This is a genomic window from Candidatus Dependentiae bacterium, from assembly GCA_018266175.1.
GTDB lineage: Bacteria > Babelota > Babeliae > Babelales > RVW-14 > JAFEAY01.
Window position 1 is genome coordinate 269,486 of record JAFEAY010000003.1, and the last position, 18,629, is coordinate 288,114.

At 37.6% G+C, this 18,629-nt stretch carries 18 protein-coding genes and 2 tRNA genes; 19 read left to right on the forward strand and 1 reads right to left on the reverse strand.

From position 1 onward, the window contains the following. The first annotated feature begins 236 nt into the window (after positions 1-236). The 15 genes from JST56_01170 to JST56_01240 all read left to right on the forward strand — a co-directional run bounded on the left by JST56_01170 (position 237) and on the right by JST56_01240 (position 14,015). Positions 237-1,106, forward strand: a complete 870-nt coding sequence (locus JST56_01170; GenBank protein ID MBS1987586.1) for a M48 family metalloprotease — start codon at positions 237-239, stop codon at positions 1,104-1,106. Positions 1,107-1,188: 82 nt separating this feature from the next. After that, positions 1,189-1,719, forward strand: a complete 531-nt coding sequence (locus tag JST56_01175) for a DJ-1/PfpI family protein (protein MBS1987587.1) — start codon at positions 1,189-1,191, stop codon at positions 1,717-1,719. Positions 1,720-1,758: 39 nt separating this feature from the next. Beyond that, positions 1,759-2,880, forward strand: coding sequence for a GTPase HflX (gene hflX, locus JST56_01180; GenBank protein ID MBS1987588.1), 1,122 nt, complete (start codon positions 1,759-1,761; stop codon positions 2,878-2,880). Positions 2,881-3,239: 359 nt separating this feature from the next. Continuing rightward, positions 3,240-4,253 carry a type I glyceraldehyde-3-phosphate dehydrogenase gene (gap, locus tag JST56_01185; GenBank protein ID MBS1987589.1) on the forward strand — a complete coding sequence of 338 codons (1,014 nt, stop codon included), beginning with the start codon at positions 3,240-3,242 and terminating at the stop codon, positions 4,251-4,253. Between the two features lie 69 nt (positions 4,254-4,322). Next, the gene (locus JST56_01190) at positions 4,323-6,488 is read left to right on the forward strand and encodes a hypothetical protein (protein ID MBS1987590.1); all 2,166 of its coding nucleotides are present in this window, start codon (positions 4,323-4,325) and stop codon (positions 6,486-6,488) included. 62 nt (positions 6,489-6,550) lie between these two features. Continuing rightward, positions 6,551-6,627: transfer RNA gene (locus JST56_01195), tRNA-Ile, on the forward strand. Between the two features lie 124 nt (positions 6,628-6,751). Further along, a complete protein-coding gene (locus tag JST56_01200) occupies positions 6,752-7,489 on the forward strand; it encodes a hypothetical protein (GenBank protein ID MBS1987591.1) in 738 nt (245 codons plus the stop codon). Between the two features lie 3 nt (positions 7,490-7,492). Beyond that, the gene (locus JST56_01205; GenBank protein ID MBS1987592.1) at positions 7,493-8,077 is read left to right on the forward strand and encodes a ribonuclease HI family protein; all 585 of its coding nucleotides are present in this window, start codon (positions 7,493-7,495) and stop codon (positions 8,075-8,077) included. Positions 8,078-8,111: 34 nt separating this feature from the next. Then, positions 8,112-9,404 (forward strand): SpoIID/LytB domain-containing protein, encoded by a 1,293-nt coding sequence (locus JST56_01210; GenBank protein ID MBS1987593.1) that lies wholly within the window; start codon positions 8,112-8,114, stop codon positions 9,402-9,404. Positions 9,405-9,413: 9 nt separating this feature from the next. After that, positions 9,414-9,884, forward strand: coding sequence for a metal-dependent hydrolase (locus JST56_01215; protein ID MBS1987594.1), 471 nt, complete (start codon positions 9,414-9,416; stop codon positions 9,882-9,884). A gap of 121 nt (positions 9,885-10,005) precedes the next feature. Beyond that, positions 10,006-10,557 (forward strand): hypothetical protein, encoded by a 552-nt coding sequence (locus tag JST56_01220; protein ID MBS1987595.1) that lies wholly within the window; start codon positions 10,006-10,008, stop codon positions 10,555-10,557. Positions 10,558-10,567: 10 nt separating this feature from the next. Further along, positions 10,568-11,941, forward strand: coding sequence for a hypothetical protein (locus JST56_01225; GenBank protein MBS1987596.1), 1,374 nt, complete (start codon positions 10,568-10,570; stop codon positions 11,939-11,941). Between the two features lie 371 nt (positions 11,942-12,312). Beyond that, positions 12,313-12,645 (forward strand): hypothetical protein, encoded by a 333-nt coding sequence (locus JST56_01230; GenBank protein ID MBS1987597.1) that lies wholly within the window; start codon positions 12,313-12,315, stop codon positions 12,643-12,645. Between the two features lie 42 nt (positions 12,646-12,687). Continuing rightward, positions 12,688-13,323, forward strand: a complete 636-nt coding sequence (locus JST56_01235; GenBank protein MBS1987598.1) for a hypothetical protein — start codon at positions 12,688-12,690, stop codon at positions 13,321-13,323. Between the two features lie 38 nt (positions 13,324-13,361). Next, entirely contained in the window at positions 13,362-14,015 is a 654-nt protein-coding gene (locus tag JST56_01240; protein MBS1987599.1) for a hypothetical protein, read from the forward strand. 358 nt (positions 14,016-14,373) lie between these two features. Here JST56_01240 and JST56_01245 read toward each other — a convergent pair whose 3' ends face one another. Further along, positions 14,374-15,189 carry a TatD family hydrolase gene (locus tag JST56_01245; protein MBS1987600.1) on the reverse strand — a complete coding sequence of 272 codons (816 nt, stop codon included), beginning with the start codon at positions 15,187-15,189 and terminating at the stop codon, positions 14,374-14,376. Positions 15,190-15,466: 277 nt separating this feature from the next. Here JST56_01245 and JST56_01250 point away from each other — a divergent pair, with 277 nt between their 5' ends. The 4 genes from JST56_01250 to JST56_01265 all read left to right on the forward strand — a co-directional run bounded on the left by JST56_01250 (position 15,467) and on the right by JST56_01265 (position 18,534). Continuing rightward, positions 15,467-15,745 carry an HU family DNA-binding protein gene (locus JST56_01250; GenBank protein ID MBS1987601.1) on the forward strand — a complete coding sequence of 93 codons (279 nt, stop codon included), beginning with the start codon at positions 15,467-15,469 and terminating at the stop codon, positions 15,743-15,745. Positions 15,746-15,771: 26 nt separating this feature from the next. After that, entirely contained in the window at positions 15,772-16,617 is an 846-nt protein-coding gene (locus JST56_01255; GenBank protein ID MBS1987602.1) for a CPBP family intramembrane metalloprotease, read from the forward strand. Positions 16,618-16,705: 88 nt separating this feature from the next. Beyond that, a tRNA-Arg gene (locus tag JST56_01260) sits at positions 16,706-16,782 on the forward strand. A gap of 111 nt (positions 16,783-16,893) precedes the next feature. Beyond that, positions 16,894-18,534: an ankyrin repeat domain-containing protein gene (locus JST56_01265; protein MBS1987603.1), complete on the forward strand. Its 1,641-nt coding sequence runs from the start codon at positions 16,894-16,896 to the stop codon at positions 18,532-18,534. Positions 18,535-18,629: the final 95 nt, after the last annotated feature.

Below are 18,629 nucleotides of genomic sequence, written 5' to 3' on the forward strand. Positions count from 1 at the left end.
AGTATCAACAAAAGAACTGGCCCAGTATTTCTTTCCTGAACTGGGCGAGCACTCTTTGGATAAATTTTTGTGAGTTTATCAATTTGATAAACAAATCCAACACTCAAAAGCTCCAACATATATCGAAATAAGACTTGTAAAAACTCTATTAGAACTTTACTAATTATTTATAATTTACTATTATTAACAACCTTTTTACTTGCTGAATTTTATATATCTGTCCTGAAAGAGCCACTATGCCTAGCACAACCACTCGAACAATTGTAATTTTATTAGTTTTTGCCCAAGCTTTTATCACACTTCATAGCTCTACATTTATTGCTTTAGATGATGTTCAAACTGAAAACAAAATATACAGCGAAGTGCTCGAGCTCAAAGAAAGTCCTAACCACTCGAAGCTCTTGTCAACTACTGGTTTGATTGTTGCAAATGAAAGCAAAACTCCAGTTTTGTACAGCATGACAAACAAATTGGCAGAAAAACTCTCCATCCCAGTCCCACTCATTTTAATTTTTACCGGTAACCCTCTCTCCACGGCAGCAGAACATTGTGGGATTGATTATAAATGTAATGCCTTTGCTTTCTCTCTTGCAAAAAATTTTGGTCTTATTTGTATCGGAGAAGATCTTATTCAATGCCTTTCACCGCAAGAGCTTGAAGCTACGATTGCTCATGAATTATCACACATACATCATAATCATGTACCAAAAAAAATTTTATTAACCGCACTTTTTCATTTATTTGCAGTTAAATTTATCGAACATTTAGGACTTAGAAATAGAGTTATTATTACCTCTTTTGGCGTTGCTATTGATGGTGAGGCCAAGCATTGCAGTGCGTTTGATCTAGCACCATATATTCTCGATATTATTACCCTTAAATTTTTTAGCCGATATTTTGAAAATGAGGCAGACGCTACTGCTGCTACGATCATTGACGATCCTAAGGAGGTTAGTAATGCTGTTTTTAAGATCGAAAAAATGTCGAATCTTAAACGTAGAATAGTCGCAGATACCATCGCAGAAGCTACCTCTACCCATCCGTTGACTAAGCACCGAGCTCAAAACCTTGCAGTACTTGCACAAAAAAACGAGGCCGTACTATAAAGCCAAACTCCTTACAGGGCGTTGCATTTGTTCTCTGGCAATCTATACTAAAACAAATTTGTTTTAGCTTTAAGGAGACACTATGGCCAAGATTCTGTTTATTCTCATGCCCAAAGATTATCAAGAGACTGAATTTAATACTCCCTATCATGAACTACTCGAAGCTGGTCACACGGTTGATGTTGCCGGACTAGCACAGGGAAATGCCCTTGGTCATAAAGGTGCGCAATTTACTCCAAACAAGTTACTTGAGCAGATGAGTGATCAAGAATTTGAAGGTTATGATGCGTTAGTGATTCCTGGTGGCCCAGGCTCGACAACTTATTTGTGGGACAACCAGCTGGTTATCAAAGCAATTAAGTTCTTTCATAGCCACAAAAAGCTTGTTGCTGCTATTTGCTATGCCTGTATCCCTGTGGCTCAAACGGGAATTTTAACAGATCAGCATGCCACGGTTTATCCAACCGCGCAAGCAAAAGCAATTTTTAAACAATTACATATTGAGTTCATCGACGCAGGATGTGTTGTGCTGGATGATGAAAATATTATTACCGCTCAAGGTCCAAATTTTGCATCGCAATTCAGTGAAGAAATTTTAAAGCAACTCGAATAAAAAAATACTTACATAAAAGAGACTCAGAGGAGCCCAACTATGGCTAAAAGAACCGCTCAATCAACTGCTGAAAAATTCCCTAAAACACTTTTACTTGGTATTTACACCCCATTTAATCAAATAGGATCTCAAGAATATTATTTCGAAGAATTCTTAAGCCTGGTAAAAACATCAGGAATTCATTACGACGACACGCTTTTTATGAAGCTGCGATCAGCTGATAACAACATGTTTTTAACCAAAGGCAAACTTGAAGAAGTTCGAGCATATTGTACCGAACATGAAATTGAAGAAGTTCTGTGTTCTGAAAATTTGCACCCTCTGCAAGAACGAAATCTGTCTGATGCACTGAGCTGCGAAGTACACGACCGCGAACATCTGATTTTAACGATCTTCAGAAACTCAGCCACAACATCCGAGGGTAAGATTCAAGTTGAGATGGCTGAACTTGAATATCTTAAAACGCGTATCATCGGTAAAGGTGAAGAGTTCGCTCAACAAGCCGGCTACCTGGGAAATAAAGGCCCTGGTGAAACAGCAAAAGAAGTTTTAAAGCGATTCTTTTCTGAAAAAAAACGCCAAGCTCAAAAACGGCTTGATACGCTTGAACGATCACGCGAAGTGCAGCGTAAGCAGCGACTTGGAACATCAATTCCTTTGGTTTGTATCATTGGATACACCAACTCTGGAAAGTCTAGCTTGCTCAACCGCATCGCCAAAAGTGATGTGCTTGCTGAAGACAAACTCTTTGCAACGCTTGACACAACAACGCGTGAACTTTTTATCAAGCCTGAAAAAAAGTTACTCATTTCTGACACTGTTGGTTTTATCAGCCAATTACCGCACAACTTGATTGAGGCATTTAAGTCGACACTTGCTGAGTTGAAGTATGGACACCTCCTGCTCCATGTTGTTGATATGAGCAATCCGGCATGGAAAGACCAGATTGCTATCGTTAAAACAACGCTTGAAGAATTGGGTGCACAAGATAAACCAATGCTCTATGTTTTTAACAAACGGGACAAATTGACCGATACAGAATTTGAAGCGCTCAAGCCTGAGCTTAAAGGATTTGAGCCCCATGTTGTTATCAACACCCTTTCAAAAGAAGGTGTTGCAGATCTCATGGCTTGGATTGAAAAATATAAGTTTCAGATATAAAATTCTTAACTAACACATAAGATTTTTTCAAAAAGCGCTCTTATCTCAAAAATAGGAGCGTTTTCTGCTTTTAGGTAAAATATTGCTTCAAGTTCTATAATCATTCTAAACCCCTATCTAGTCGATTCTTTAAGAAAATTGTGTAAAAAACGAGATTCAATTGCATTTTTTACACAATACTACGAAACGCCCAATCAGTTCAATATATTGAGCAAAAAATTTAGATTTACCACTTTTGACTTAATATTTTCAATAATCGATAAATTTATTGTCAATCAAATCGCTTCACGTATAGAGTGTTTTCATGCTAAAAAAACACATTCTATTTCTGTACTCGACAACACAAAGAGAGGATTCTGATGGCAATAAAAATTGCAATCAACGGGTTTGGTCGTATTGGACGTGCGTTTTTGCGCACCATTTTGAGTAACCCAAATGCTTGTGCGCAACTGAATGTTGTCGCCATTAATATTGGGCCTTCAAGCACCGATAACATTGCACATCTTTTTAAGTACGACTCCATTATGCGAGAGTTTCCAGGAACAATCTCGTTTCAAGATAATCTACTTTCGATTAACCAAAAAAAAATTCAAATTTTTGCACAAAAAGATCCTGCTCTACTCCCTTGGCAAAAACTTCATATCGATTGGGTTGTTGATGCATCAGGCTGCTTTACCACACGCCAAGCGGCACAGGAACACATCAATGCTGGCGCCAAAAAAGTTCTTATCACCGCCCCGGGCACCGATGAAGACATCACGATTATCCCAGGGGTTAATCATAATTCTTACGATGCATCAAAGCACCACATCGTCTCGCTGGGTAGCTGCACAACCAACTGCTTTGCTCCAATGGTTCAAGTGCTTAAAAATAATTTCACACTCACTTCTGGCTTGATGACCACGGTACACTCCTACACGAACGATCAGGTACTGCTTGACGTTGCACATCATGACCCTCGACGAGCTCGAGCTGCAGCGTGCAACATTATTCCTACAAAAACTGGCGCTGACAAAGTAATAACTAAACTCTTTCCTGAACTTGAAGGAAAGATCAAAGCAACGTCATTGCGTGTTCCAACCGCCATTGTTTCAATTGTCGATTTTACTTTCACTACTCAAGAACCACTTTCAAAAGAAGCGATTAATGAATCTTTTGAAAAAGCTTCCCACTTAAACAAAAATATTATTCAATACATTGATATACCTCTTGTCTCTTCGGATTTTATTGGTAACACACATTCATGCATTTTTGATAGCTTGCTCACGCAAGTGGTAGGAACGACCGGAAAAGTTTTTGCATGGTACGATAACGAATATGGATACTCAAGTAAGTTGACTGATTTTTTAATTAAAACTCATGGAGTAATGTAATAACGTACACGTAAATAAAATAATATTGATTAATCAACGTTCTTATTTATAAAAAGGAGAAAGATTTTTATGAAAGTAAGACAAGTCTTGTTAATGATATTCTTGATAAGTGCTCGCTTCGGTTGCACACACGCAAGCAACCTAAATGGTACAGCGTCAGTGGTTTTTAAAAATCAGCATCATGTTTTTAATAATGGTGAAATCGCACAAGGGTACGTACGACTCAATAATGGTTTCACGATTGTTAATGGCGCGGCCGCTTCTCTTGATACAGTCGTTTCAGTTTCAGGCGATATTGATTTACGACAATTTGGCACCATGAATTTGCTCACCGACCTTGTTCTTGATTCAGGTGTTACCATTACACAAAGCGGTCGTATTAACGGTCGAGGGCATGGTATTGTTTTAAATGGTAATCTCACTATTCCCGCATCAAAGATACTGCACTTCACGGGCGATACTTTTATTGATGGAAACGGTGCAACACTCGAACTCAAAGAGCATGCTCAACTACAAATTGACGCAAATGCAACATTAACACTGCGCAATCTAACCTTCAAGAACACACGTAATTCACTTTTTTCTGGCCCCATCAGAATCAATAGTTCAAGCTCAAAACTCGCTTTTGATAATGTTATCCTTAACCCGATAGGCGACATGCCATTCAGTTTTGGAAAAATTTATATTCATAACGATGTCATTTTTTCAGGAACATCTGCTCTTGTTTACTATTCATCATCTCCACTTTTTGTTGCTCCACACTCACGCTTTCTTTTCGATATTAGCACCGCTTTCTCATTTGCACCGACAGGAACTGACGCTAAAAATCTTTTTATTTTACAAGATCGAACATCAACGCTTCATTTAAATGGCTGCACGCTCAACACCACCGCATCAGGCATGCAAATAACCAAAGGAAATTTAATTTTAGAAAACAAAGTAATTCTTAACACCCGCAATTCATCAACATTTTCAACACTGACTTCAGTTACAAGCTTCCGAGACCAAGATGTTTCACGCGTTCGTTGGAGCCCAACAGGCAAGTATTTAGCATTAGTTGATAGTGGCGGCGTTGGAAGATCAACATTAATTATTTGTGAATTTGATGGGGTTTCACTAACGATAACGACAAGCAGAGATTATGGCAATAGTAGCGGGTCAATTGTTGGTATCGACTGGAGCCCAGACGAACAATATGTTGTTATTGGTGGTGGCGGACCATCAGGCGGAGGTAATACCGGCTTTGCTGCAGGAAATACCAATGCTCTTCGTGTTTATCAATTTAATGGATCAACACTCACCGGCGTTGCAAGTGTACATCCTATATCAGGTGGCACCGTCTACACAACAGAATTTAGCCCTGATGGAAAATATATTGCTGCCGGACTTGAATTTCCAACCACGAGCAATGAACTTGCAGTATACAGCTTCAATGGATCATCCCTAACACTCATCGATGACATTGACTGGGGCGCTGATGGGGCTGGAACCCGCATTCTTGATATCAGCTGGCACCCAACAGGTCAATATCTTGCATGTGGAGGAAGTTATGCGGGAGGAGTTGGCGATGAATTTAAAATTTTCAGCTTTGATGGAACAACAATCGCCTCTGTTACGAGCAAATCATATGGCGGTGGAACAGGACAAGTGCATGCAGTAAAATGGCATCCAAGCGGAACAACAGTTGCAATAGGCGGACGTTTTCAAACAGCAGTTGGTGGATTTACCGCAACAGAACAACTCAGGCTTTATAATTTTAATGGTACAACGCTCACCGCACTCACCGGAAAAGCATATGGAACGAGAATTCATGCTTGTTCGTGGGACCAAACCGGATCATCTCTTCTTATTGGAGGATATGTCCCATCGAGTGGCGGAGGCTTTGCAAACACCGACGAACTGCGCATCTACTCGTTTGATGGCCTCACGCTCACACCACTTGCGTCAGTCGATTACTCAACAATTGGTGGCGGCACAGTTCACCCAAACTGGCGTCCTGGTGGAGAGTTTTTTGCAACCGGTGGAAGCACTCCAAGTGCGGTTGGTGGTTTTGTTAATGATGACACAGTACGAATTTATCGACCAGATTTTTCTTTTTCAAACGTTGCACAATCATTCAACAATGGCCTTGTTTTTGGCAACAGTAGCGTTGGTGCAAGCGCCAATTTAAATGTTGAAATTCTTGGCGCTGCTCATGTCACTATTAATGGAGTTGTGAGTGATGATTCTGTATAATTGAAAGTTGTTTTAAAATTGGACAAGCGATATAAGTTTGTTTAAACTTTATGAATAAGGTGGGGCCTATAGCTCAGTTGGTTAGAGCACCCGGCTCATAACCGGATGGTCCCTGGTTCAAGTCCAGGTGGGCCCACCAGTCTTCGCTTATCCACGCCTTCAGGCTTGGCAAGCTACGACGAGCAAGCCAGCCTAGGTGTAAAGCCTGTGCTGGTAAATCTTGAAATCGTTTCACATCAGCCCGCAGCTCCAAGAGGTGACCTATGACCGGTAAAGCCTTGTGGCAAAGTCTTAAAAAACTTGTTCAGTATGACCAGGAGCTTATTCAGCTCTCAGAATCTATTGTTGAAAAAAAGAAAAAAATTATTGAGCATCATCGCAAAATTGCAGATCTCGTACAGCACGCAGCACAACTCAAAGCAGAATTTATCGCTGCAAAAAAAGATGCTGACATGCTACAACTTCAAGCAAATTCCCTACGCGAAGAAGAAGAACGCAAGCGCGATCGTCTTGATTCAATTCGAGATCAACGTGAATATATGGCGCTTGAAAAAGAACTCTCAGGGCTCATGCGTAAACGGCAAGAACTTGATGATGCCGCAATCAAGAGCTGGATTCGACTTGAACAAGCTGAAGATGATCAAAATAATTCAGTAGCAATGCATGAACAAAAGCACAATGAAATCAAACTTCTTATTGCTGATGACGAGCAGGCAATTCGTGATATGCAGGAAAAAATACAGCAATACGAGTCGCAACGTGAAGCATATGCCCTTACCATCCCTGAGGAATGGAGAGTTCGCTATAATCGCATGAGAAACCAAGTGCCAGACCCTATTGTCCCGGTTCATGGAACATGTTGCAGCGTCTGCTTTTATAACGCATTACAGCAAGACGTTCTTAAATTAAAAAAACAAGAAATTCTTCCATGTCGCAACTGTTACCGCTTTTTGTATTTTGATGAAACACAAGAAACTGAGGCCTCTAAAGCACAATACTAAATCATGGAAAAACAATTAAGCATTCTTGGTTGCACACCCGAACCAAAAAATGATACTCAGTCAAATGAGAAAAAAATCAAAACGCCTACTCCGCCCGTGGACAAACTTAAGCCACGTTGGCAAATTTTTGTTGATGGTGCTGCACGTGGAAACCCTGGGCCGTCAGGAGCAGGAATTTATGTCGTAGACCATCAAATACCGCTTATTCAAAAAGGCATATTCTTGGGCAATAAAACAAATAATCAAGCTGAATATTTAGCATTATTGCTCGCAATATTTTTTGCCAGATCCTATTGCGAATCAAAACAAATTCCCATACCGTATCTTCATTTTATTTCAGATTCTGAGTTGCTCATCAAACAGCTCAATGGTTTTTATTCGGTGAAAAATCCAATACTTATTGAGTTCAACCTTGCAGTCCTTGCAATGCTCAAAGATATCCCCCACACGTTTACCCATGTTGTACGTGCACACAACAAGCATGCTGATGCACTTGCAAACAAGGGAGTTGATAAAAGAACCAAAATTCCTACCGATTTTCTCAAATTTGTGGCAGACTATAACCCGCTTATCGTTTCCCTTTTGTAAATAATCTGCTTGTTGTTGGTGGAGGAGAATTTCTGTGAAATTGCGTTTACTTTTCTATTTATTACCATGTGTTGGATGTACGCTCTTTGCCACGCAACAAGAAAATATTTTGCCAACAAAAAAAAAATCTTCACACCTCGAACAAAAAAAAATATCACCTTCTGTTGACCAACTATCTCAACTAACAACAAAAAAATCTGCATCAATGAAACGGAGCCATCGTATGGTGCGTGTTCTTCTTGAAGAACACAGTACTGCCCAACCAACCGAACTTATTTTTTCATCAAAGAATGGATTTTTAATTGAAAGTCCACTCCATTCGGGAATCACTGCTTCTATCAGTAAAAACGAACTTAAGATTCGAGTTATACATGGAAGAATCAGCCTGGAATGTCCAGATGGTATTTTTCGTAACGTTAAACAAAATGAATTAGTTATTTTCAACCCCTATAAACGTACACAATTTAATGGTAAATCGTACGAGGGAAAAATCTTTCTTAAGATTGATGAAAAAACCAACACCCTCATGGTAATTAACAATGTTGAGCTGGAAACATATATTTATTCGGTACTTCGTTCAGAATCTATTCCGTATTGGCCGCTTGAGATGCATAAAATTCAAGCAATAGCGTCACGTTCGTATTGCTACTATCTGATCAATGCACAACGACCACGCAGTGGATTGTACGACTTAAAAAATTCAAATTTTAACCAGCTTTATAATGGCCATCATCAATTCAAACACTTACGGCAGGCGGTTGAAGAGACCGAAGGTCTTATTTTGACCTATAAAGGCTCTCCTGCACTCACCATGTTTGATGTATCATGCGGCGGCATTATTCCGGGGCACATGCGTCACCAAGATGCAAGCAAACCATATCTCTCTCGCACCCAGCAATGTACCTATTGCAAACGTAATATGTCATGCTACATCTGGAAAGAAGATTTACAAGAAAAAACCTTTCTTTCTTATTTACAATCGTACGCTCCGCTTGCAAAGCAACTTAAAGACATTGGCACGCTCAAAGATGTTAAGACGCTTGACAAAGATAAATCGGGTGTTGTTCACAAAATACAGCTCATTGGTTCAAAGAAAAATGTTACTATTCCGTGCAAAGCTTTAAAAGCAAGCATTAAAGGTAAAATAAAAAGCTTGGCGCTTTCTATTAAAAAAGAGCGCGATCGCATTGTTATTACCGGACGAGGACATGGACATCATCAAGGCCTTTGCCAGTGTGGTGCTCGAGATCTGATTGCTCGAGGATGGGACTACAAAAAGATTTTACAATTTTACTTCCCCCATACGCGATTTGCTCGCCTCACCTAAAAGGAGATTATGCCCAATCATCGTACTCATCTGGTTACCGGCTTAACATGCGCTGGAGTCCTTATTTACGCACTCAACCAGATTAATGCAAACGTATTTCAAATGATGTGGCAGATGCCTCTATGTATTGGCCTTGCATTGACTGGCTCAATTTTTCCAGACATCGATATTGATAGCAAAATGCAACGCCTTTTTTGGCCTATCATAGCGATCGTTTTATGCGCAGCATTAATCAAATCTAAATTTTACCTCTTCTTTATTCTTGTTGCGTGTACCATTTTTGTCATGCTCATCAGACACCGCACAATCACTCACAAGTTTTGGTTTGTTATGAGCTTTCCTTTTGCCCTTGCTTGGTATCTTGGAACAACAAAAGTACAAACTCCGTTTGTTTATGTATCTGCACTGTTTTTTGTTGTTGGTGCATGCTCACATATTTTTTTGGACAGAACCATGACCAGGCTCAAGCGATATCGATAAACAATATCAAAATCGCTTTTAATAGATTTGTTTTTTTTGTATATGCCATTAAAATTATTAATTTAGATCAGAAGAATTCGAGTTATATTTTTATAATTAAGTTTTAAGGAGATTGATTCTCATGAATTCTTTACTCTATATCTCTTCATGGTTTTTTTTTAATGTAATCACTATAAATTCAATAATACCTCTCAATAATCCAGCGCATTCAATTGCTTCAGTAAACCTAAAGCTTAATGCCTTAATAAGTAAAACTGAGCAGCAGATGCAAAAAGCTCATCAAATGCTTGAGAAGGCTTATCAAGATTCTGGTTGCACAACAATAAACCTCACCTCTCTTGACGAAGCTTTATTTGAATCATGTGCTTGTCAAAACTCGATTCAAAATGAAAACAGTCCAGCTCCTCCACCAGAAGAAAATCAACCACTCTTACTAACACAGAACAATCTTCCAAGTTGGATAAAAATAGTTTTACTCACAAGCCCACAGATCCGACTCAAAGAAATTAATAAAAAAATATATGCTCCTCCAACAATTTCAAGTAATGAATTCACCGTTCAAATTACCCCTGGCTGGCATTCACTTTGGTATACAACAGATTCCGAAAGCTCCACGTCTCAACTTTACGGCTTTGATGCTACTTACAACTTGGTTTTAATAAAAAGTACGTAAAGGAAATTTTATGAATATCACTAAAAACATTCGGCTATCAGGCTTTATCATGGCATTGCTCTCGCTTTACCTTTATGAAAATGTATATGGAAATGTGCATTTTTTTGACATACCGCTGGTTGGTCATGGAAATTTTGATTATTACACCAAGTTCTCTATCAAAAATGTTACCGCATCAAAAGCCTTTGATGTTAATAGCAAAAAATCCACTTTGGGTAACTACCTTTTTGGGAAGCCTCAACTTCAAGATATTTTTCTAGCTTCAAAGATGTCCAATATGGGCCTTTTTACTTTGCCGGTCGGATCTCCATTTGGAGGTACTCGATTAGAACAATATCTTGCCTGCTTAGCCCCAACTGAACTAACCTTCAATGCAGAATCTACGGCAAAAATAGTAACAGGCGAATTTTTATACAACTTCAAAACCATCTACTTAAAAAATAAAAATATTATTTTTAGAACTCGAGCAAGCTTTTCATATGTAGAAAAAATTCACCGTCTTTTTATAAAAATATCCAATGGGAGTCTTCAATGCAACGCACCACCAAGCATAGTTAATTCTAATATCAATCAATTCTATACTTATTTTAACGCAGATTTTTCAGACTTTTTAAATCGAGCAGTACTTGAGCCCAAAGGCATAGAATACAAACCACTTAATTCTAAGTCTGGTCTTGGTGATGGACTTTTTTCTTTAGTCGTAGACATTGTTCCACATCACCACACAATTCGTGATATCCAATGGGGCATAAATCTGGGCGTACCTTTAAGTAAGACAACTCAAAAATCAACGCTTTGGCAACCCTACATCACCGATTATCAAAATATTCATATCGGGCTCTTTGGACAGATCTTTACAAAAACCCATCTCAAAACTTTTAACCCTCTCTGTTTCTTTCAAGCCAATTTCATTCCTCGACATCAAGAAATTTTTCGAATGAGCTCTATGAAAACTCATCAAGATCTCAAATTTATTCCTCCTCCCTTTAAGACCTACACACAGCAACCATTCTCTCTTGTAGATAGTGTCATTCCGGAGTTTGCCGACCAAAAAGCTTCATGCAAGGTCAACCCACACGCTTCGTTTTTTGCAACAGTAGGCAATGCCATGAATGATATTTTTTTTGCAGATCTTTACTTGACCCTTTATTATCATTTCTTCTTTCAAACAAAATCAAAAATAACTCCCTTGTCACAACCTGATAAGTTTGATGCCAGAACGCTTAAGCAGCAATTTCAACAGCAAAGCCATACCTTGGCTCTTCACTTAACCGCTTACTATAACAAACAAGCTCGTTTTTCTATTGGTCTTCAAAAAATGATTTCAGGCAAGAACACTCCAAACGAAAGCAGCATATACGGAACTGCAGAAATATCTTTTTAAAAAGCATATTTCTTGATTTATTATTTTTTACTTAATTTTACAACAGATATTGTGATAACCTAAAAAACGATTAATTTTCTTAAAAATAAATGTGAAGCGGTGATTCGCTTTTAAAATATTGGTTATACAATGACAAGACGCTCCATATTTCAACTTATTTTTTGCATAATTCTGAACGTTCATTGTACGATTACTTCTCTTACCCCCCCCCCCTCAGTTCATGTACATCGTGCAAATTTAGGCAAATTCTATGCCACCAACAAAACCTGCAATCTGCTCTTTTTAAACTAAAAAATTTTTCAAATCTCGTTTTAAGACTCGTTGCATTTCAAAATTGTATTCTTCAAAACAATCTTGAAACTCTGAATCAGTTGACTAATCAATTAAATCAAGTAGTCATAGAATGCCCACAATATCCTCATGTTCCATCAGAAGAAATGATTCAGCAGCTCAATAACGAGATTCAATCTCTACACACAACAATGTTTAATCAAAATATTTTATTTCAAGAATGCACGGAAGATCTCCAATTAAACGTAGATGCGCTGGAAGAAAAAATTTTACAAAACCAAATTAGTGCACAAAGCATGGATCAAGCTCTTCATATGCTTTTGAATCAAATAAATAATAGCTATGAAGACCTTATTAAAACATTACAAGATCTTTGTTCAGAAAAAATTATTAATGCGGAGGAAGACAAATAAAAGAACGTACTATTTTCATTCATTATTTAAAGGAGTATCGCTATGAAAAAAAAGCTTCTTCAATTAAGCCTCAGCTTTATTGTTGCTTCAATGAATGCAGGAACACCTTGGGCCGGTGTTGCAAATGTTTTTGAAAAGTTAGGTACTGCATCTGGCGAATTAGATAAATCCATTGATTTTTTTCAAACCAGAACGGTTTTAATTGATGCATTTACCGATAAAATTGTAAGTGCTGATGCAATAAGAAAAGCTTTTTCTGACTGCACAAAATCTACATTTTCAAAGCTCAATTCAGATATTACTACCTGCTTACAAAACTACTCAAACACACAAACGCTCCTTGGCGGAAAAATTTCAAATCTTACAAGCCAAATCGAAACCCTCAAAGCATCTACAGCAGCTGAAATTGCAACACTGAATGGACAAATTGCAGCACTCAATGATACACGCACTCGATTACAAAACGAATATAATTCCTTACTCGGCATGAACCAAACTGCAGTAGATCAGGCAATTGCTGGCTTAGATGCTGCTAAAGCAAAATTTGTAACTTGCACACAAAAACGCTTAGAGTTTGCAACAAAGCTTGATGGTTTTTTAACGAAAATCTACCAATATCAAGGTTTGGATAAAGCAGACATGCAAGCACTCCAAAAACTTATCTGTCAAAATCAATAATAAAAATTACAATCTATTTGTAACAAAGGAGATTTTATATGAAATTTAATATTTTACGCACAGGAACACTTGTACTGGTCAGCGTAGTATCGATTAAATCTGCTCAAGCCGACTTACCAGCCAACTGGCTTGAACAAATGGATCGCTTGATTGCTGCAACAAGCACGATGAATACTTCTCTTGATGCAACAACAACATTTTATACTGAGAAAACGAATTCTATAAAAGAGGCCTACTCAGTGTTTGATGCGGTTGATATTATTCGCGATGACGCCCTTTCATGCATTAAAGCAAAATTTGCAGCTCTACGAACATCTCTTGCAAAGTGTGGTACAGATACCGCCTCGTACACAGCTAGTGCAAATGAACAAATCTCTTTATTAACGGTAGACCTTTCAGCACTTAAAACAAAATCCGCAGCTGACATTGCTACACTGCAAGCGCAAAAAGCTGCTTTACAAGCTCAAATAGATGCATTAAATGAAGAGATCACAGAAGATACGGGAGAATCAGAAGCACAAGCAAAAATCTTGCTTGACAACTTAACCACAACCATGCAGTCATTCGATAATTCTATTGCAAAACGTAATGATTTCATCAAAGAAATTGACAAGCTCATCAGCACATTCGATCTTGACCTTGCTGACGACAATGCAAAAATTACCAGCGCAAAAGCTGAAATTTGCAAATAAGTCTATCAAGAGTGACGAGGCTTCTGCTCGTCACTCTTCTATTTTTTCTAGAAAAGAACTTTATTTATCTTTCTTATAATTAATTTATAAACCAGAATTTATAGCCCAGCCTATAAAACATCTATATCTTCTTTTGTTATTGGTGCATGCTCACGCATTTTTTGGATAGATTTATGAGCCGGCTCATAAATCTTATGTTGTCATACTTCATGAACAGAATTGCAATCTAGAAAATTGCGATCCAGATTTTGCAAGGTGTCTCTGCATACCACCCTGCTTGCCCTGCTTGGAAGCAGCAAACTAAAAAACTACGCTCGGTGATTTATGCTTTTTTTTAACCATAAATCACCGTTTTCTATTACGTCAACTCTATACCAAATAATTTACAAGCATTATCAGTTGTCACACGTCCAACTTCTTGTGCTGAAACGCCTTTTAATTCAGCAATCACAGGTACAAAAAGTGGCAAGTACTCAGGACTATTCGGCCGGCCCCTAAACTCTTGTGGTGGCAAAAATGGAGAATCGGTCTCAAGAATAATCCGTTCTAGTGGGATAGCCGCAGCAACATCGCGTAATTGCTGATTTTTTGGGTACCCTATTGGAGCATCAATACCAACATAAAATCCCCATTCAAGAACTACATTTGCAAAGTCTTTATTTTGTGAAAAACAGTGGATAACTGCGCCTCTTATTTCTCGAGCATATTCTTCAAGCACGCGTAACGTTTCTTCACCGGCATCACGAACGTGAACTGACAGTGGTAGTTTATATTCAAGTGCAAGTTCTATTTGCGCCTTAAAAGCATCTTTTTGTCGTTGCATATCAAACGGTTTGTGATAAAAATCTAAACCGATTTCACCAATCGCAACAATTTTGTTTTCTTCTTTGTGTTGAGCAAGTTTTTTAATCTGCTCAAAATCCTTGCGCCACTCTGGAGTACAGTCACAAGGATGCAAACCAACCGTTGCGTATACTGCGGTATAGTGCTTAGCAAGAGCAACGGAATTTAAGCTTTCCGGTACCGAAGTTCCAACATTAATAAATGCTTGAATACCCGCAGCCTGAGAACGTTTTATAACATCGACCGCTTGTTCAATTTGATGTGGCGCAAGAAGAACATCAAACTCTTTTTTAACCATCATATTTATATGGCAATGAGTATCAATAAACATTCAAACTCCTCTGTGTATAATTGTCTTTCATTATGCCAAGCGTAAACGTTCAAAAATGACCTGTACAGCCACTAAAAAACAAAGTTTCTTACAGAAAAGAAAACATTAAAAAGCTTTTTCCAATAATAATATTTTTTATTCGATAAAAATATCAATACAAAAAATCGCTGTAGTATGCATACTTTGCTGTGCTTTTTCTTGACAAACGCTTAAACAAAATTTAGATTTCACACTGAAACTGTACAAACTCTAAGTCAAACTTTTTTAGGAGATCTCTATGAATAAGAGTGAATTGATAAGCGCGTTGAGCGAAGAAACCAATTTCAGCAAAAAAGACGTCGCAAAGGTTCTCGCATCATTCACACGTATCGTTGAACGCACCTTGAAAAAAGGCGGCAAACTTTCTCTTACCGGTTTTGGCACATTCTGGATTTCAAAACGCCCAGCGCGCGTTGGTATCAATCCAGCAACCAAACAACGCATTCACCTTCCAGCAACACATGTTCCTCGCTTCAAAGCTGGAAAACATCTCAAAGAGCAGATCCGCGCTGCTTAAAGTTTGAAACATTCGAGCTCAACAACATGGTCTACATTTTATGGAATGTTATAAGGCCGGTATTATTATCGGCCTTATCTATTTTTGTTACATTTCAGGTTCTTCAGCCCTGTGCATTATGGCTTGATCCCTCATTTAATTTGCTTGCAAGCAGAGGTGTTGGAAAAGTTGCGTTTGTGACCCTGGTTATCACGCACATTTTTTTGTTGCTTATTATCAGTGCGCAATCACTCTGGCAAAAGTTTTTAGATTCATGCATTTACTTCTTCTGGAAAGAACATTGGCTTAAACCATTTCTTACCTTTTTTGGACTCTTCTTTGGACTTCATGCTGCGATATTAAGCGGTATCGTTTTTGGAAACGTTGCAACATTTGAATCTGGAGCATTTGCGCTCAACTCAATAAAAATTTTTAGTCTTGCATTTGGATTTTTTGTTACATTTCTTTTAGCATGGAGCGAAGAGCTCATTTTTCGAGGAACCTTGTATCAATATTTCGCGCAATTCATTTCGCCATTTTCAAGCGCCTTGATTACATCGCTTATTTTTTCCCTAGTACATGATTTAACCTGCCCTTGGAATTTAGTGACAAAAGACTGGAAACTTGGTCTAGGGCTTTTTTTACTAGGTCTTTTGTTAAATCTGATTTTTATTGTGACCGGAAAATTATACACCGGCATGGGAGTCCACGCCGGCCTTGTTTATGTCAAAGTTGTGTTACGTCGTTTACCACTGATTGTTTACGGACCAACTATTCCATTTTGGCTTGATAGTGATTTAAGGCAATCACTTTTAATTCATCTATTTTTTGCTTTGGTGATTATTGGCATCAGTATTCGTTATAAAAAGATCATTTGGCCAAAAAAAATGTAGTTTAAAAATAACGCCAACCATTAAACTTTATGAATCTGGTAAAAAATACTTCACCTTCAGGCCCAAAACAGGTATTCTCGATGCTGATGTGCCTATAGCTCAGGTGGATAGAGCGAGCGATTCCTAATCGCTAGGCCACAGGTTCGAATCCTGTTAGGCACACCAATTACTTCCTCTAAAAATATCGTTTTCTTGCCTCACTTCATTATAATTCTCTATTATAAAATCGATGTATTTTGAAATCACATTAATACAAGAAGATTTTAAGGTAATAGTATGAAAAAGTTTTTGTTTTTTTTCGGATTTATTGGAAGTTTAATTACGCTACCAGAAGAATACTGTCATGCAAGCGGTACTGATTACTCTATCGCTCGCACAAATAAACTTTCAAAGAAACTAAGTGATGCAGAAATTATAGACGCAATTGTAAATGAGAAGCTTAATAGCATACAAAATTTTAAAAGCGTTAATGCAAACGCTAACTTAGGTGATTATACACTACAATTACGGTATAGTTCTATCCAAATAAAAGATGCTACACCTCTTGCTATAGCCATTGAATCAGATACATTGAAAAAAAAAGAAGAAATTATAAAAACTCTATTAAACCGAAATCAAAATGCTGATTTATTTAAAGAATACTCAACAATATCTCCTTCAATAACATTTATAATAAAACCAATCACAGTTCTGCTTACAGGTGAATCTCTAACTCAGTATCACAATGAAATTGCAGATTGGCTGGTTAGTAACAAGCTTGTCAATGCATCTGTTGATGAAGAAAATAATACAGCTCTCCACAAAATGGCTGCTTCTAATACATATTTACAAAGTTTTAAAAAATTGATTCAAAACGAAGCAAACATTGAAGCTATAAATAACAAAGGAGAAACACCTCTTCATTGTGCATTAAAACTTGATAAAAATTCCACATTGATGGCGAGTACGATCGCGCTTAATATTATTAAAAACAGCACTATTGATCTCATTAAAATACATACATTTACTAATTCATTTGGCTCAAAAACATCTGAAACGCTCTTTGAAAGTATATTAGCATTACCACAAAATAATTTTAATTATAATTTATTAAAAATAGCCATAAATAAAATAATTGACACGAGCAAAGCTGCATCAAAAATTACTGAATCTGGCGATTCATTATTTCATATTCTTGCTAGTAACCAGAGACTTTTTAATGACTTTAAAAACAAAGTGTCCTTTAACTTAACGCTACGCAATAATCAAGGTGAAACTCCATTATTTACAGCATGTAAAAATGCCGATCCAAATGCTCGAGAAATAGCAAATGAGCTTATTATAGGTGGGTCTGATGTAACGGTGAACGACTCTCAAATGAATAACTTATTGCATGCAGCAGCAAAAGCAGGGAATGTGGATGTCTTGAAAATTTTGCTTACTAACAACAATATTGCTGCTTTAATTAATGAGAAAAACTCGAACAATCAAACTCCTTTGGAAATAATTATAAAACAAGCCACCGAGACTAATAATCCGAGCAAAGATCAATTTTTAAAACCTATAAAACTACTTATTGAATATGGAGCGGATAAAGGGAATGCAGTGAATATTATAAATAAAAAATTTCAACACTCTCAAGGAAATATTCAAGAGAAATTGACGAACCTTATTGAAACGACACAACCTACTCAAGTATTACCAAGTAAACCATCTTCAGGAACATCGCCCGCAAAAAAAGAGCAAACTGATTATTCTATCCAGCGTAAGACGAAATTAATAAAAAATGAGAATAAAATTGAGCCAAAATCAGCAGAAGCAGTCTCCGAGCTACAAGAAAAACTTAATAATCTCTCAGGAAAGCTATCTGAACTCAAAAAGAAACTAGAAACTCTTGGAACCCAGTTGATAAAGCTTAAGGTTTCTCTCAATAAATAAAATCAATTATTCTTAAAGATTAAGGCTGGCAGAGTTGAAATCGATAAAAAAAAGAGAACAAGCTGCTCCTCAAAAAGTAAAAAATATTCTGAAAC

Bases quoted from the DNA above. Each gene is read 5' to 3' on its own strand.
- JST56_01170 (MBS1987586.1), top strand. From the start codon at position 237: ATGCCTAGCACAACCACTCGAACAATTGTAATTTTATTAGTTTTTGCC.
- JST56_01175 (MBS1987587.1), top strand. From the start codon at position 1,189: ATGGCCAAGATTCTGTTTATTCTCATGCCCAAAGATTATCAAGAGACT.
- hflX (MBS1987588.1), top strand. From the start codon at position 1,759: ATGGCTAAAAGAACCGCTCAATCAACTGCTGAAAAATTCCCTAAAACA.
- gap (MBS1987589.1), top strand. From the start codon at position 3,240: ATGGCAATAAAAATTGCAATCAACGGGTTTGGTCGTATTGGACGTGCG.
- JST56_01190 (MBS1987590.1), top strand. From the start codon at position 4,323: ATGAAAGTAAGACAAGTCTTGTTAATGATATTCTTGATAAGTGCTCGC.
- JST56_01200 (MBS1987591.1), top strand. From the start codon at position 6,752: ATGACCGGTAAAGCCTTGTGGCAAAGTCTTAAAAAACTTGTTCAGTAT.
- JST56_01205 (MBS1987592.1), top strand. From the start codon at position 7,493: ATGGAAAAACAATTAAGCATTCTTGGTTGCACACCCGAACCAAAAAAT.
- JST56_01215 (MBS1987594.1), top strand. From the start codon at position 9,414: ATGCCCAATCATCGTACTCATCTGGTTACCGGCTTAACATGCGCTGGA.
- JST56_01220 (MBS1987595.1), top strand. From the start codon at position 10,006: ATGAATTCTTTACTCTATATCTCTTCATGGTTTTTTTTTAATGTAATC.
- JST56_01225 (MBS1987596.1), top strand. From the start codon at position 10,568: ATGAATATCACTAAAAACATTCGGCTATCAGGCTTTATCATGGCATTG.
- JST56_01235 (MBS1987598.1), top strand. From the start codon at position 12,688: ATGAAAAAAAAGCTTCTTCAATTAAGCCTCAGCTTTATTGTTGCTTCA.
- JST56_01240 (MBS1987599.1), top strand. From the start codon at position 13,362: ATGAAATTTAATATTTTACGCACAGGAACACTTGTACTGGTCAGCGTA.
- JST56_01245 (MBS1987600.1), bottom strand. From the start codon at position 15,189: ATGTTTATTGATACTCATTGCCATATAAATATGATGGTTAAAAAAGAG.
- JST56_01250 (MBS1987601.1), top strand. From the start codon at position 15,467: ATGAATAAGAGTGAATTGATAAGCGCGTTGAGCGAAGAAACCAATTTC.
- JST56_01255 (MBS1987602.1), top strand. From the start codon at position 15,772: ATGGTCTACATTTTATGGAATGTTATAAGGCCGGTATTATTATCGGCC.
- JST56_01265 (MBS1987603.1), top strand. From the start codon at position 16,894: ATGAAAAAGTTTTTGTTTTTTTTCGGATTTATTGGAAGTTTAATTACG.